This window comes from Streptomyces sp. NPDC058221 (genome assembly GCF_042882365.1).
GTDB lineage: Bacteria > Actinomycetota > Actinomycetes > Streptomycetales > Streptomycetaceae > Streptomyces.
Genome location: NZ_JBHVWF010000184.1, coordinates 1 through 13,964 on the forward strand (window position 1 = coordinate 1; position 13,964 = coordinate 13,964).

Genomic DNA, 13,964 nt, shown 5'->3' on the forward strand with positions numbered 1-13,964 from the left:
GTGTGGCGGCAGGGCCACCGGTCCAGCCGGGTGGTCCTCGCCCCGGCAACCGGATCCGGATCAACCAGTCCTCCGGACCCCGCTACCTTTCCCTGACAGCCGTTACGCACCTTGGAGGGGAAGACCATCAGCATGCGGATCGATGTGCTCGGCGCGGTACAGGCATGGCACGACGACGGCCGGCCCATCAACCTCGGCGGACCGCGCCACCGCGAAGTTCTGGGCCGCCTCGTCGCCGCCCAGGGGCGCATGGTCACCACCGACTCCCTGGTCGACGACCTCTGGGCCGACCTGCCCGCCGGCGCCGTGGGTGCGCTGCGCACCTTCGTCGCCGCACTTCGCCGGGCCATCGAACCGGACCGGCCGCCGCGCACACCGCCAAGGGTGCTGGTCACCCAGGGCACCGGCTACCTGCTGCGCCTGCCCCGCGAAGCGGTGGACGTCCACCGCTTCCGGGATGCCATGGCAGAAGCTCACCGCTCCCCCGACAAGGCGGCGGACCTCGGCGGGACGCTCGCCCTGTGGCGGGGACCGGCCTACGCCGACCTGCCCGACTCCCCCTGGGTCCAGCAGGAACGCCTTCAGCTGGAGGAACTGCGGCTGGAAGGCGTGGAGCTGAGGGCGGGCGCCCTCCTCACGTCGGGGGAGGGCGCCGGCCTGGTCGCCGAACTGGGCGCGCACGTCGCCGAACACCCCTGGCGCGAACCGGCCTGGGGCCTGCTGGCCCGGGCGCTCTACGGCGACGGGCGCCAGGCCGAGGCCCTGGACACCCTGCGCCGGGCACGGACGATGCTCGTGGAACAGCTCGGACTGGATCCCAGCCCGCAGATGCGGCGCCTGGAGACCGACATCCTCAACAGGTCGCCCGGCCTCGAACCGCCCGGGGAGCAGGGACCGTCCGGTTCGGCCGTCATACGGACCGGTCTCGGCCCACGCACAACGGTGGAGGTGGCACGCACCCTCGCCCTGGCCGGAGGCGACGCGCTCGTCGGCTCGCGCCGTGATCGGCTGGCTGCCATCTCGGCGGCCGAACGCACGGGAGACGTCACACTGACCGCACGCGTCATCGGCACCTACGACGTCCCTGCGATCTGGAGCCGCGCCGACGACCCTGCCCAGTCGCGTGCCGTCGTCGCCGCGGCCGACCGCACCCTCCGCCGGCTCGGTCCCGGGGGTCCGGCCGACCTGCGCGCCCGGCTCCTCGCCACCGTCGCCAACGAAAGCCGCAGCGCCGACGCCACCGGCACCGCCCTCGAAACCGCGCGCACGGCCGCGCATCTCGCCGAAACCATGGCACGAGACCTGAAGGATCCCGCCCTGCTGGCCTACGCACTCAACGGCGTGTTCCTGCAGTCCTTCACACGCCCGGGCCTCTCGGCACAGCGTGACGCGATCGGCGCCGAACTCGTCACACTGGCCGGCCGTCACGCACTGCCGGCCTTCGAGATCCTGGGCCACCTCGTACGCCTGCAGTCCGCGTCGGCGCTCGGCGAACTCACGCCGGCCGCCGAACACGCGGCAGCAGCAGAACGGCTCGCCGCCACCCACGAATCCCCGCTCGTACCCGTTCTCACCGCCTGGTTCCGGGCCCGCGTCGCCGCTGTCCGCAGCACAGAAGCCGGCGGCCCGACAGCCGCGACGGCCGCTGCGGCCTACCGCACCGCCGACAACGCCCTGGCCTCAGCCGGAATGCCGGGGCTCCGCCGCGGACTGCTCCCGCTCGCCCTGCTCGGCCTCCGGCTCCTGCACCATCGCCCGGCACCCACCGACCCCGACCTCGACTGGGGGCCGTACCGGCCGTGGGCACTGCCGTTGCAGCTGCTGGCACAGGGCCGGACCGAGGAAGCCCGCTCCGCCCTCGCCGCGGCACCGGAACCGCCGGGTGACCACATGCAGGAGGCGCTCTGGTGTCTCACCGCGCACGCCGCCGCCGCCCTGGCCCAGCCCGACACCGCCGCACACGCAGCATCGGCGTTGCGTGACGCGCGGGCCGAACACGCGGGCGCGGCCAGCGGCTGGCTCACTCTCGGCCCCGTGGAGCGCTACCTCACCGAGGCCGAGGCCTGCGGGCGTGCCTCGCCGTAGCGCGCGTCACGAGTCCTGCACGGCTCCGGTCATCAAGGCGAGCAAGCTGTGGGGTGCGTCCTCGTCGATCATGGTGGTGTAGAAGTCGTCGTCGTCCGCTTCCACGGCCGCGGCGCGGCTGAACATGCTCTGTTCGTGCTCGGTGAACGCGGCCTCCATGTCGTCAGGGTGCGCGGCGATGGCCAGACCGAGCTCGGCGCCGTCCAGCATGGCCAGATTGGCGCCTTCACCGTTCGGCGCCCTGAGGTGGGCGGCGTCGCCGAGCAGGGTCGCCCCCGGCACGCGGTCCCAGCGGTGCCCGGCCGGCAGGGTGACGATGGGGCGCAGCACCGGCGGGGTGTCGCTGTCGGTGATCAGGGCGGTGAGTTCCGGGGCCCAGCCGTCGAACTCCTTCGCGACCCGCGCAGTCAGAACTGCGGCATCGGTGGTGTCCCGGACGACGAGCCAGTCCTGGTCCTTCCTCAGCTGTGCGTAGACGTGAAGGGTTCCGCCGCCCTCACGGTGAGCCAGCAGTCCCCTGCCCGGCGCGAGCGCGAACAGTGATCCGGCACCGACCGCTTCCGCCGCGGCGGAATGACGGGTGTCGCCGTCGAAGAGGAACATCTCCACGCTGCAGACGCCGACGTATTCGGGGCCGGCTCCGGAGAGCACTGGACGCACCCGCGACCACGCTCCATCGGCGCCGACGAGCGGGCTCGCGACCAGGGTGGTGCCGTCGGCGAACCCGACCTCGTGGCGGCTCTCGCCGAGGGCCCGCACGCCGGTCACCTTCTGCCCCCAGCGGACGGTTCCGGAGGGCAGCGAGTCGAGCAGCAGTTGCCGCAGCTCACCGCGTGGCACCTCGGGGCGCCGGCCGGCGCCGTCGTCGGGCAGGTCGAGCAGTACGGTCCCGGCCCGGTCCAGGACCCGGTAGGACTCACGGCCGGGGAGGACGAGCTCGCGGAACCCCTCGGTCAGCCCGGCCGTCTCCAACGCCCGCCGGCCGTTTTCGGGGTGGATGTCGAGCAGTCCGCCCTGGCGGCGCGCGTCCGGCGAGGGCTCCGCCTCGTGGACGGTGGCCGCTATGCCGTGCAGGTGCAGCACGCGGGCCAGCACCAAGCCGCCCAGCCCTGCTCCGATGATCGTGACCGGTGTCGTCATGGTCTTCCTCCACAAGCTCGCTCGATCCGCACGCGACGCACATTGGATCGTCACTCCAAAAAAGCTAGCACGGGTTTGGAGTGGCAATCCATCCGTGCGAGACTGGGGACCATGGAGAAGAGGACCGCGAAGGGGTCGCCGCGGGCCCCGCGGCGCAAGAACGGCCTGTCCAGGGACGTGATCATCCAGGCCGCGACCGAACTCCTGGACGGCGGCGGCGAGAGTGCGCTGACGCTGCGGGCGCTCACCGTGCGCCTGAGCACGGGGTACGGGGCGATCTACCATCACGTCACGGACAAGGGCGATGTGCTCGCGGCGGCCACTGACGACGTCATCACCCGGGTCCTGGCAGGCGTGGTCAGTGACGCTGATCCGCAGGAGGCCCTGCGCCGCCTCGCTCTGGACCTCTTCGACGCGATCGACTCGCACCCCTGGGTCGGCGCCGAGCTGTCCCGGCAGCCGTGGCGCCCCGCGATGCTGGAGTTCTACGAGAGCATCGGCAGGCTCCTGGACGCACTCGACGTCCCGGGGCCGGCACGCTTCGACGCGGCCGGCGCGCTCGTGAACTACGTCATGGGCGTTGCCGGGCAGAACGCCGAGAACGCCCGGCGGCTCGCGGGCAGCGACATGGACCGCGCGGCCTTCCTGGACAGCACTGCCGAACAATGGGCACAACTCGACCCCAGCCGCTACCCGTTCGTGCATGCGGCGACGACGCAGCTGCGCGAGCACGACGACCGCGATCAGTTCATCGCCGGCGTCGACATCTTCCTGGCCGGCATCGCGGCCCTGCACTGAGGCGTTGTCGCACCTGGTGAGGCGTCAGGACATTCTCAGTGAACGTCAGGAGTCAACACGCCAGTGACGTGTAGCGGTTCGGACGAGGTCGGCGACGGCTACGAGCCGGCTGTGGGGTGGCCAGGCGATCACGGTGGTGACTTTCGGCGCGTCCAGCACGGGCACGGCAGTGAGGTCACCGTCCAGTTGGTCCCGGCACGACTCCGGTGAGACCGCGCAAGCACGGCCGAGCGCGACGAGTTGCAACAACTGCGCGTGGTCGCGGACCTGCGGGCCGGGGCCCGGCGGGTAGGTGCCGTCGGGATCGGGCCAGCGAGGCAGGGGCAGACCCGGCAGCCCGGTGATGTCGGCCATGCGCACCTGGTCCCGGGCTGCGAGCGGATGTCCGGCCGGCAGGACCGCAACCTGGCCCTCCGTGCTGAGTTCTTCGGTGTGGAATCCTGCCGTCGAGTCGAACGGCCGGTGCAGCAGCGCCACGTCGGCCCGGCCCTCGCGCAGGTGTCGTTCCTGCTCGGCCGGGCCGCACAGGATGACGTCCACAGGGACCGATCCGGGTTCGGCGGCGTAGGCGTCGAGCAGTTTCGCCAGCAGTTCACGGGACGCGCTGGCTTTCGTGACCAGGACCAGGCCGGGACGGCCGGTCGGGGAAAGGGCAGCGCGACGGGTCCGGCGCTCGGCAGCGTCGACCGCGTCGAGGGCAGCCCGGCCCTCGGCCAGCAGCACCGAGCCGGCCTCGGTCAGCGTGACGGTGCGGCTGGTCCGGTCCAGCAGCGCCGCCCCGAGCCGACGCTCGAGCTGCTGGATCGCCCGCGACAACGGCGGCTGCGCCATCCCGAGCCGCTGCGCGGCGCGCCCGAAGTGCAGTTCTTCGGCGACAGCTACGAAATATCGCAGTTCCCGGGTCTCCATGCGGCCACGGTACTCCGGATCAATACCCGATCGGTATCGTTGCCCACCCGATCGGTCTTGGACGCCCCCCGGGGTGCGAGGGCAGCATGGTCCCCATGAGCGAACGAACAATTGCGCTGGTCACCGGCGCGAACAAGGGAATCGGCTACGAGATCGCCGTAGGTCTGGGTGCCCTCGGCTGGAGCGTCGGCATCGGCGCCCGCGACGATCAGCGTCGTGACGCCGCGGTGGAGAAACTGCGTGCGGCCGGCGTCGACGCGTTCGGCGTACCACTGGACGTGACCGACGACGCGAGCGCTGCCGCCGCCGCACAGCTGATCGAGAAGCAGGCCGGGCGCCTCGACGTGCTCGTCAACAATGCCGGCATCACCGGCGGCATGCCGCAGGAGCCCACCCGGGTCGATCCCGCCACCATCCGTACGGTCGTGGAGACCAACGTGATCGGCGTCATCCGCGTCACCAACGCGATGATGCCGCTCCTGCGACCTCCGCCTCACCGCGGATCGTGAACATGTCCAGCAGCGTCGGCTCCCTCACCCGGCAGTCAGGAACCGCCGCTGAGCAGACAACGGGGCCGGTGGCCGCGGCCTACGCGCCGTCGAAGACGTTCCTGAACGCCGTCACCCTCCAGTACGCCCGCGAGCTGGAGGGCACGAACATCCTGATCAACGCCGGCTGCCCCGGCTACGTCGCGACCGACCTCAACGGCTTCCGCGGCGTGCGCACCCCCGAGCAGGGCGCGGCCATCGCCGTCACGCTCGCGACCCTGCCCGACGGCGGCCCGACCGGCAAGTTCTTCGAGGACGCAGGCGAAGTGCCCTGGTGATGTGCACGGTTCGTCGTCCTGGCAGGTGACCACCTGGAGCCGGTGTTCGCAGGTCTCGGCCGTCGAGGCCCGCGAACGCCTCCCCGTAGCACCTGCCCGCACACCGCCGCCCCTGTGCTGTCCCGCACCATACGCTCCTGACCTGCCCCTTCCTACGCCGGCGGAACCGGCTGGGTGAGGTGCTCCCAGAGGAAGGTGTGCATCAGGGCGTTGTTGTGGGCGGACTGCTCGTTGTCGCCTGCGCCCGCGTGCCCGCCGCCGGTGTTCTCGTGGAGCAGGACCGGGTGGCCGAGTTCGCGCAGCCGGGCGGCGGCCTTGCGGGCGTGGCCGGGGTGGACCCGGTCGTCACGGGTGGACGTCGTCAGCAGCACCGGCGGATAGGGCTGGTCCGCGGTGAGCTGATGGTAGGGCGAGATCGCGCGGAGGTGGGGGCGGTCGGCCTGGTTGTCCGGGTCGCCGTACTCGGCGGTCCAGGACGCTCCCGCGAGGAGCTCGTGGAAGCGGAGCATGTCCAGCAGCGGTACCTGTGCGACGATCGCGCCGAACAGCTGCGGACAGCGGGTGAGCATCGCACCCATGAGCAGGCCGCCGTTGCTGCCCCCTGCGGCCCCCAGCATCTGCGGGGTGGTGATGCCCCGGACGACGAGATCCGCGGCGACGGCCGCGAAGTCCTCGTAGGCCCGTGACCGGTCCGCGCCGAGTGCGGCCCGGTGCCACCGGGGTCCGTACTCGCCTCCCCCGCGGATGTTCGCGATGACGTAGGTGCCGCCACGCTCCAGCCAGGCCCGGCCGGTGACCGCGCCGTAGTAGGGAGTGAGGGAGACCTCGAAGCCCCCGTATCCGTAGAGCAGGGCCGGGCCCGGCCCGGGACCGGCGGCGGAGCGGTCGGGGCCGATCACGAAGTACGGCACCCGTGTGCCGTCCCGGGACGTCGCGAAGAACTGCTCCGCCACCAGCCCGGCCGTGTCGAAGCGGGCCGGAGCCCGCTTGAGGATCTCCGATCCAGCGCCGACCTGCCCGTAGTAGAGGGTGGACGGCTGCAGGAATCCCGATACGTCCACGAAGTACTCGTCGGAGACGTCCGGGTCCGTGTCGACCACCGTGACGGCGGACAGCGCGGGCACGTCCGCGAGTGGTTCACGGGCCCATTCACCGCCGGAGGACGGGGTCAGCACCTCGATGCGGGTGCTGACGTCACGCATCGTCTCCAGGATCAGGTGGTGGCGGGTCCAGGAGTGGCCGGCGAGGGCGGTGCGCTCGTCCGGGGTGAACAGCACCTGGGCCGTGCGGTCGCCCGCCAGGAAGGCGTCGAAGCCGAACGCCAGCAGGCAGCCCGCCCGGTGTCCGAGCCAGTCCGACTTCAAGGTGACGATCAGGTGCTCGCGATGGGCATACGCGTCGGCGTCGTCCGGGACGTCGATCCTGACGAGTGAGCCGTCGGGGGCCAGGAGGAACATCTCGCTGTGGTGGAAGTCCAGTGAACGGACGACGAAGTCCCGTTCGAAACCGGGCGTGCTGTCGTGCCGGCCCCCGGCCGCCACGTCGTGCGCCAGGCCCTCGAAGACGACGGTGGCCTCTTCCGGTGCTGTGCCGCGCCGCCACCTGCGGACGGTCCGCGGATAGCCGGAGTCGGTCAGTGAGCCCGGGCCGGAGTCGGTGCCGAGGAAGACGGTGTCGGCGTCTATCCACCCGATCCTCGTCTTCGCCTCCGCCACCTGGAAGCCGCCCTCGACGAACGTCCGGGTGCCGAGGTCGAACTCGCGGACCACCACGGCGTCGCCGCCGTCGCGCGACAGACACACCAGCGCCCGGTCGTATGCGGGGTGCCGTACCCGCGCGCCGGCCCACACCCACTTCTCGTCCTCGTCGGCGGCGAGCGCGTCGATGTCGAGGACGACCTCCCACTCGGGGGCCTCCTTGCGGTACTGCTCCGGCGTCGTACGCCGCCACACACCGCGCACATGTCCGGCGTCCCGCCAGAAGTTGTAGAGGAAGGGGCCGCGGCGGACGGTGTAGGGAATGCGATCCGAGGCGTCCAGCACCTCCCGCAGACGCTCCTTCAGAAGGGCGAACCCGGCGCCGGAGGCCAGCGCGGCTGCCGTCTCGGCATTCCGCTCGGCCACCCATGCGAGCGCGGCCTCACCCTCGACGTCCTCCAGCCACAGATACGGGTCTTCCAGGTACGGGTCTTCATCGATCACACACCGAATTGTGCAGGCCCGGGATGCGCGGCGGGACCACATCCGCCCAATGCCCGGACATGCGTTCCAGTTCGTGATGTCGTCCGGCGGCCAGGCCCCGCCGCCCGCAGGCGGGGCGGGGCCTGGCGCGCGTGCCGGGGTTCACCAGTCGTGGACGGTCCCGTCGTGAAGGCGGTTGACCGGAAGATACGCCTGCTCGTACGGGTGCGCCGCCGCCAGCTCCTCGTCCAGCTCCACCCCGATGCCAGGGGCCTCTCCCGGGTGCAGGTACCCGTCCGTGAAGGTGTAGGCGTGGCGGAACACCTCATGGGTGAGGGGGGTGTGACCCGAGTACTCCTGGATGCCGAAGTTGTGTACGGCCAGGTCCAGGTGGACGGCGGCGGCCATTCCTACCGGGGAGATGTCCTCCGGCCCGTGCACGGCGCTCTTGATCTGGTACTGGGCGGCGAAGTCGAAGAGCTTGCGCAGCGGTGTGACACCGCCGAAGTGGGTGACCGCGGACCGCACATAGTCGATCAGCTGCTCGGTGATCAGTGCCTGGTAGTCGTACACCGTGTTGAACACCTCGCCGACGGCCAGCGGCGTGGTCGTGTTGCGGCGCACCAGACGCAGCGCCTCCTGGTTCTCGGCAGGCGTGCAGTCCTCCAGCCAGAACGGCCGGTAGGGCTCCAGGTCCTTGCCGAGCCGGGCGGCCTGGACGGGTGTGAGGCGGTGGTGGGCGTCGTGGAGCAGCGGCAGTTCCGGGCCGAACTCGGCGCGTACGGCCTCGAAGACGGCCGGCACGTGGCGCAGGTAGGCCCCGGTGTCCCAGTCCTCCACCAGGGGGCGGGCCTGCTGGTGGAGCACCGGCGCGCCGGTGTCGTCGGTGTCGGACACGCCGTAGACGGCCTTGAGGCCGGGGATGCCGGACTGGATACGGACGGCGGGGTAGCCCTCGGCGAGCCTGGCCCTTACGGAGTCGAGGAGTTCGGGGATGTCACGGCCGTTGGCGTGGCCATAGGTACCGACACGTTCGCGGCTGGCGCCGCCCAGCAGCTGGTAGAGCGGGAGTCCCGCGGCCTTGGCCTTGATGTCCCACAGTGCGACGTCGACTGCGGCGATGGCGGCCATGGTCACCGGTCCCCGCCGCCAGTACGCGCCCCGGTACAGCGACTGCCAGGTGTCCTCGATCCGGTGCGGGTCCAGGCCGATGAGCAGCGGGGCCACATGGTCGGTGAGGTAGCTGACCACGGCGAGTTCCCTGCCGTTCAGGGTGGCGTCGCCGAGGCCGGTGAGTCCCTCGTCGGTCGTCAGCTTCAGGGTGACGAAGTTGCGGCCGGGGCTGGTGACGACGACCTTCGCGTCGACGATCTTCATACGTGTGTTCTCTTTCCGGATGTGGGAGGTGTGGGGTCAGCCCTGGGCTGGTGCGATGCCAATGCTCCGGCTGCCGCCGGGAGACGGTGTCTCAGCCCTTGGTGGCGCCGGAGGTCAACCCGGCGACCAGGTACTTCTGTCCGAGGACTGCGGCCAGTACGACCGGCACGGTGATGAGGGTGGCGGCTGCCATCAGGCCGCCCCAGTCGGTGCTCGCGTAGGAGATGAAGTTGAACAGGGTCACCGGCACGGTCTGGGTCCGGTCGTCGGCGAAGACCAGCGCGAACATGAAGTTGTTCCAGCTGAAGACGAACGCCAGCAGCGAGGCGGTCGCGGTGCCCGGTGCCGCGAGCGGCAGCGAGATGCGCCAGAAGGCGCCGAAGGCGCTCAGCCCGTCGGTGCGGGCGGCCTCCTCCAGCTCGACCGGAAGCCCCGCGAAGAAGCTGATCATGATCCACATGATGAGCGGGACGGAGACGAACATATGGCTCAGGACCAGCACGGTGTAGGAACCGACGAGTCCCATCCGCGCGAACAGGTAGTACCAGGGGACGAGCAGCGAGATCGCCGGGACGATGCGTGCGACGAGGATCAGGGAGCCGGTGCGGTGCATGTTGAACCGGCCCACCGCCCAGGCCGCCGGTACGGCGATGACGGCGGAGAGCACCGTCGAAACCACCCCGACGAGCAGCGAGTTGCCCATCGACCGCACGATCTGTCCGGCCTCCACGATGCTGCGGAAGTTGTCCAGGGTGGGCCTGAACCACAGTCCGGCGGACGGATCGGTGACCTGCACGTTGGTCTTGAACGCGGCGGCGAACATCCACACGAGCGGCAGCGCGAAGACGAGCGTCACGACCGTGATGGCGATGCCGCGCAGCCATGACCCGGTCCGGCGCCTGCGGGCCCTGGGGACAGTGTGCGGGGCTCGGGAGACGGTGGCACTCATGCGTTCTTCCTTCCGCCACGGCGGCGCAGCAGTACCACGACACCGATGATGAAGAGCGTGAACAGGACGAGGACGGCGGCGGCCAGTCCGTACTCCTGGTAGTCGAAGGTGAGGCCGTAGGCGTAGACGTTGAGGGTTTCCACCTCGAAGTCCGAACCACCACCGGCGCCCTTGGTGGCGTAGAGGATGTCGAAGGTCTTCAGCGCGTCGACGGCCCGCAGCACGAGGGCGGTGGCGAGTGTCGGGCCGAGCATCGGCAGGATGACGTGACGGAACCGCTGCCAGCTGTTCGCCCCGTCGACGAGGGCGGCCTCCTCGGGCTCCTCGGGCAGTGTGGTCAGTCCGGCGAGCAGCAGCAGTGTCATCATCGGCGTCCACTGCCATACGTCGATGAGCATCAGCGTCGGCAGCGACTGGCTGACCGAGCCGAGGAACTCCTGGCGGGGCAGACCTACGGCGGAGAGCAGGTGGTTGGCTATGCCGTTGGTGGGGTCGAGGATCAGCAGCCACAGGATGCCGATCGCGACAGGGGTGGCGAGCAGCGGGATGATCAGGACGGTACGCACCCAGCGCATCCCCCGGAACGGCTTGCGCATCAGCATCGCCAGGGCGAGTCCGAGCACCGTCTCCAGGACGACCGCGCCGACGGTGAAGACCACGGTGCGGCGGGCTGCGGGCCAGAATCTGCGGGTGTCCTCCAGCGCGTCGACGAAGTTGCGCAGGCCGATGTGGCTCTTGCCGGCGTTCACCGCGCCGAAGGCGTCGGTGAGGCTGAGGTCGAGCGTGAAGGCCAGCGGGAAGACGATCATCAGGCCCACGAAGAGCAGCGCGGGGGCGAGCATCGTCCACTTCAGCCGCCGGTTGGCCTGCTCGAAGGTGCGTGGACGGCGTGCGCGGGGCGGCTTCGCTTCCGTCGGGCGGGCCGCGGGGCGGGGTGTGGAGACCTCGGTGGCGGACATCAGGACTCCTTGTGGCGGTTGTCGCGTACGAGGAACTCGGCGAACTCCGCGTCCGCGTCGCGCACGACGGGCGGTACGGACTCGCCGAGGATTCCCGCGACGAGCGGACGGCCGACGATGTCGCGGGCCCGGCCGACCTGGAGGACCCGGGGCCGGTCGTAGCCGCGCCCGCGCTCCGCGTTGACCCGCATGGCCTCGGCGAGGTCCGGCGGGAAGGAGGCCAGCGTCTTGGGGTCGGACCAGACCGAGGAGCGGGCGCCGGGTATGCCGTCGGACTGGAGCGCGGCCGACATCTCGGGGCCCGCGGCCCACCTGATGAACTCCCACGCGTCGTCGCGCAGCAGGGAGAAGGTGTTGATGCCGAGGCTCCAGGACGGGATGTTGTGCGGCTTGGCACCGGCGGGCCCGGCCGGGAAGGGTGCGAAGCCGACCTTCTCCCGGACCCTGGACACCTTCGGATCGAGGAAGCTGCTGTAGACAGCGTCGGCGTCGATGTAGAACGCCGCCTTGCCCTGGGCGAAGATCGGCATCGCCTGTTCGAGGCTCATGTTGGTCGCCCCGGGCGGCCCGGCCTTTGCCAGCAGGCTGCCGTAGTACTTGTACGCGGCCAGTGCCTCGGGGCTGCCGATGCCGGACTTCCCGTCGACGACGAAGTCACCGCCGTACGAGTAGAGGAAGCTCGACCACTGCGAGACGGCGCCGCTGCGCTGGCCCCGGCCGACATAGCCGTAGAAGCCCTGCTTGTGACGGGTGAGTTCCTGCGCGGCGTCCATCAGTGCGTCGAGGGTGCGCGGCGGCCCTCCGAGGTCCTCGACGAGATCCTTGCGGTAGTAGAGGGCGGGGCGCTCGGTCACGACCGGGACGCTCAGCACCTTTCCCGCCGTCACGGATGCCTCGCGCGGGGCCTTCTGGAAGTCGGCCCAGTCGAAGCGCTCGTCGTTCCCCACCCGGTCGCTGAGGTCGGCGAGCCAGCCGTTGTGGCCGAAGACCAGTTGCTCCTGCAGAGCGCGGACCATCATCACGTCCACGTCGGTGCCGGAGGCGTTCAGCTTGACGTTGTAGCTGCTCGAGAGCTGGTCGGCGGTGAGCAGGGTCATGGAGACCCGCCGTCCGATCTGCTCCTCGAACTCCTTGATACGGCGCTTGACCGCCTGGGACCACACATGGTTGATCGCCATGATCCGCAGCGGGGTGCCGGCGGTGGGCTTCCCGCCCCCGGCCGAACAGGCGCTCAGCGCCCCCGCCCCGGCGGCCCCCGCGGCGAGCCTCCCGAAGGCACGCCGGCTCAGGAGCTGGCTGCTCGTGGACATCCTTGTCCTCGTCTCTCTGCGATGTCGTGCGGAGTCCCGTGGTGCCGCGCGGTGCGCGGCGCGTCCCTGCCCGCCCCGCCCGACCCTCTGGTCCAACTGGTAGGACCAGTTGGTTCAGACGGGACCGTAACAGCAGAAGAGGCCTGCCGACCAGCCCCTGAGTGAAGTCCTGCGCAGGAGAAGGCCCTGCCGAAACGGGCGCCGGGCTACTCGCCCGGCCGGTTGCCGCCCCGGCGGCCCTCGGTCTGGCCGAGCAGCGTCTCGATGTGATTGCGTGCCATGGTGTCGACCTGCAGGTCGAGATCCGGGCCGTAGGTACGCAGGCCCAGCAGCAGGTGCTCCCGCATGCGCGCGCAGGCGAGATCCACATCCCGCGCCTCGACCGCCTCGAAGATCTCCGGGTGGTGCGGCACACCCGCCTCGCCGATCGACGGATCGGAGTTCGAGCGGAGCATCATCTCGAACATCATCCCGCTGATCGACGACAGCATGATCCGCAGAACCGGGTTCTTGCTCGCCACCGCGATGGCATCGTGGAAGTCCATGTCGGCCTGGGCCTTGACGACGACGTCGGTCGCCGACTCCAGGGCGTCCCGTGCGGAGCGCATGACCGCGATGTCCTCGTCCGTCGCCCGCTCGGTCGCCAGCCGGACCATCTCGACCTCCAGCGGGATCCGCGCCTCGATGAGCTGCCGGACGGTGGGCCGGCCCGCCCGGTACAGCGCGTCGTACCCCCTGGCCTGCCCCGAGGACTGTTCGCGGACGAAGGAGCCCCGCCCCGGGGCGACTTCGATCAGGTGCTGGGCCTCCAGCCTCCGCAGCACCTCACGCACGACGTTCCTGCTGGAACCGAACTGGGTGGCGAGCTCGCGCTCCGAAGGAAGTTTCGTCCCGACGGCGATCTCGCCGGACCTGATGTCATGTTCCAGCTGACGGGCGATGCGCTCCGTCAGGAGCCCGCGCCGGGCGGGACCGGCGACCGGGTCCGGCCGCTCGGAGCCTGACGGGGAGGAAGGGGCGGACGGCTGCATGGTCGCAGCGTACAGGCCGGTCGGAGGCCGTACGTGACCCCCGTCCTGCTGCGCTCGGCCCCTCGGCGGTCAGCCCGGCCCGGTGTTCAGAAGTCGCCGGCCGCCGTTCGTTCGGCCAGCTTCTGGAACTCACCGAGGTCGTAGTTGGCCAGGACCGAGTCGAGATTGGTGAGAGCGCCCACGTGCTCCACGAACCCCCGGGGGTCGTAGTCGATCTGCAGAGCCAACCGGCTGGACTCGTCGTCCAGCCGGTGGAAGGTGACGACCCCGGCGTGATGGACGCCCTCCGTCGTCTTCCAGGCGATCCGGTCCTCCGGCACGACTTCGGTTAGTTCTGCGACTAACCGCTTGTCCGGGCCCGGCAGGGCTTGCTGCCAGGCGATCCGGCGCTCGTCCAGCG

11 protein-coding genes and 1 pseudogene are annotated in these 13,964 nt (G+C 70.6%); 3 read left to right on the top strand and 9 right to left on the bottom strand.

Going from position 1 to position 13,964, the window contains the following annotated elements:
• Positions 1–132 precede the first annotated feature (132 nt).
• Positions 133–2,085, top strand: coding sequence for a BTAD domain-containing putative transcriptional regulator (locus ACFVW8_RS34905; protein ID WP_389697270.1), 1,953 nt, complete (start codon positions 133–135; stop codon positions 2,083–2,085).
• 6 nt (positions 2,086–2,091) lie between these two features.
• Here the strand turns inward: ACFVW8_RS34905 and ACFVW8_RS34910 are convergent, their stop codons facing one another.
• A complete protein-coding gene (locus tag ACFVW8_RS34910) occupies positions 2,092–3,225 on the bottom strand; it encodes an FAD-dependent oxidoreductase (RefSeq protein WP_389697272.1) in 1,134 nt (377 codons plus the stop codon).
• Between the two features lie 111 nt (positions 3,226–3,336).
• On the opposite strand from ACFVW8_RS34910, the gene ACFVW8_RS34915 reads away from it, so the two are divergent.
• The gene (locus tag ACFVW8_RS34915; RefSeq protein WP_389697274.1) at positions 3,337–4,023 is read left to right on the top strand and encodes a TetR/AcrR family transcriptional regulator; all 687 of its coding nucleotides are present in this window, start codon (positions 3,337–3,339) and stop codon (positions 4,021–4,023) included.
• Positions 4,024–4,068: 45 nt separating this feature from the next.
• Here the strand turns inward: ACFVW8_RS34915 and ACFVW8_RS34920 are convergent, their stop codons facing one another.
• Entirely contained in the window at positions 4,069–4,932 is an 864-nt protein-coding gene (locus ACFVW8_RS34920; protein WP_389697276.1) for a LysR family transcriptional regulator, read from the bottom strand.
• A 95-nt stretch (positions 4,933–5,027) separates the two neighbouring features.
• Between ACFVW8_RS34920 and ACFVW8_RS34925 the strand changes: the two are divergent.
• Positions 5,028–5,758, top strand: a pseudogene (locus ACFVW8_RS34925) (SDR family oxidoreductase).
• Between the two features lie 152 nt (positions 5,759–5,910).
• Here ACFVW8_RS34925 and ACFVW8_RS34930 read toward each other — a convergent pair.
• The 7 genes from ACFVW8_RS34930 to ACFVW8_RS34960 form a co-directional block, all read right to left on the bottom strand.
• A complete protein-coding gene (locus tag ACFVW8_RS34930) occupies positions 5,911–7,968 on the bottom strand; it encodes a prolyl oligopeptidase family protein (protein ID WP_389697290.1) in 2,058 nt (685 codons plus the stop codon).
• A gap of 132 nt (positions 7,969–8,100) precedes the next feature.
• The gene (gene manD / locus ACFVW8_RS34935) at positions 8,101–9,315 is read right to left on the bottom strand and encodes a D-mannonate dehydratase ManD (protein WP_389697278.1); all 1,215 of its coding nucleotides are present in this window, start codon (positions 9,313–9,315) and stop codon (positions 8,101–8,103) included.
• 91 nt (positions 9,316–9,406) lie between these two features.
• Complete coding sequence (locus ACFVW8_RS34940) at positions 9,407–10,264, bottom strand: carbohydrate ABC transporter permease (RefSeq protein WP_389697280.1); 858 nt, start codon at positions 10,262–10,264, stop codon at positions 9,407–9,409.
• Positions 10,261–11,223 carry a carbohydrate ABC transporter permease gene (locus tag ACFVW8_RS34945; protein ID WP_389697282.1) on the bottom strand — a complete coding sequence of 321 codons (963 nt, stop codon included), beginning with the start codon at positions 11,221–11,223 and terminating at the stop codon, positions 10,261–10,263. The genes ACFVW8_RS34940 and ACFVW8_RS34945 overlap by 4 nt, the downstream gene beginning before the upstream one ends.
• A complete protein-coding gene (locus ACFVW8_RS34950; protein ID WP_389697284.1) occupies positions 11,223–12,533 on the bottom strand; it encodes an ABC transporter substrate-binding protein in 1,311 nt (436 codons plus the stop codon). The genes ACFVW8_RS34945 and ACFVW8_RS34950 overlap by 1 nt, the downstream gene beginning before the upstream one ends.
• 206 nt (positions 12,534–12,739) lie before the next feature.
• Positions 12,740–13,564 (bottom strand): FadR/GntR family transcriptional regulator, encoded by an 825-nt coding sequence (locus ACFVW8_RS34955; RefSeq protein WP_389697286.1) that lies wholly within the window; start codon positions 13,562–13,564, stop codon positions 12,740–12,742.
• 86 nt (positions 13,565–13,650) lie between these two features.
• Positions 13,651–13,964, bottom strand: a 314-nt coding sequence (locus tag ACFVW8_RS34960) for a cyclase (RefSeq protein ID WP_389697288.1), incomplete at its 5' end; no start/stop codon positions are given.

Bases quoted from the DNA above. Each gene is read 5' to 3' on its own strand.
- ACFVW8_RS34940 (WP_389697280.1), bottom strand. From the start codon at position 10,264: ATGAGTGCCACCGTCTCCCGAGCCCCGCACACTGTCCCCAGGGCCCGC.
- ACFVW8_RS34920 (WP_389697276.1), bottom strand. From the start codon at position 4,932: ATGGAGACCCGGGAACTGCGATATTTCGTAGCTGTCGCCGAAGAACTG.
- ACFVW8_RS34905 (WP_389697270.1), top strand. From the start codon at position 133: ATGCGGATCGATGTGCTCGGCGCGGTACAGGCATGGCACGACGACGGC.
- ACFVW8_RS34955 (WP_389697286.1), bottom strand. From the start codon at position 13,564: ATGCAGCCGTCCGCCCCTTCCTCCCCGTCAGGCTCCGAGCGGCCGGAC.
- ACFVW8_RS34945 (WP_389697282.1), bottom strand. From the start codon at position 11,223: ATGTCCGCCACCGAGGTCTCCACACCCCGCCCCGCGGCCCGCCCGACG.
- ACFVW8_RS34950 (WP_389697284.1), bottom strand. From the start codon at position 12,533: ATGTCCACGAGCAGCCAGCTCCTGAGCCGGCGTGCCTTCGGGAGGCTC.
- ACFVW8_RS34915 (WP_389697274.1), top strand. From the start codon at position 3,337: ATGGAGAAGAGGACCGCGAAGGGGTCGCCGCGGGCCCCGCGGCGCAAG.
- ACFVW8_RS34910 (WP_389697272.1), bottom strand. From the start codon at position 3,225: ATGACGACACCGGTCACGATCATCGGAGCAGGGCTGGGCGGCTTGGTG.
- manD (WP_389697278.1), bottom strand. From the start codon at position 9,315: ATGAAGATCGTCGACGCGAAGGTCGTCGTCACCAGCCCCGGCCGCAAC.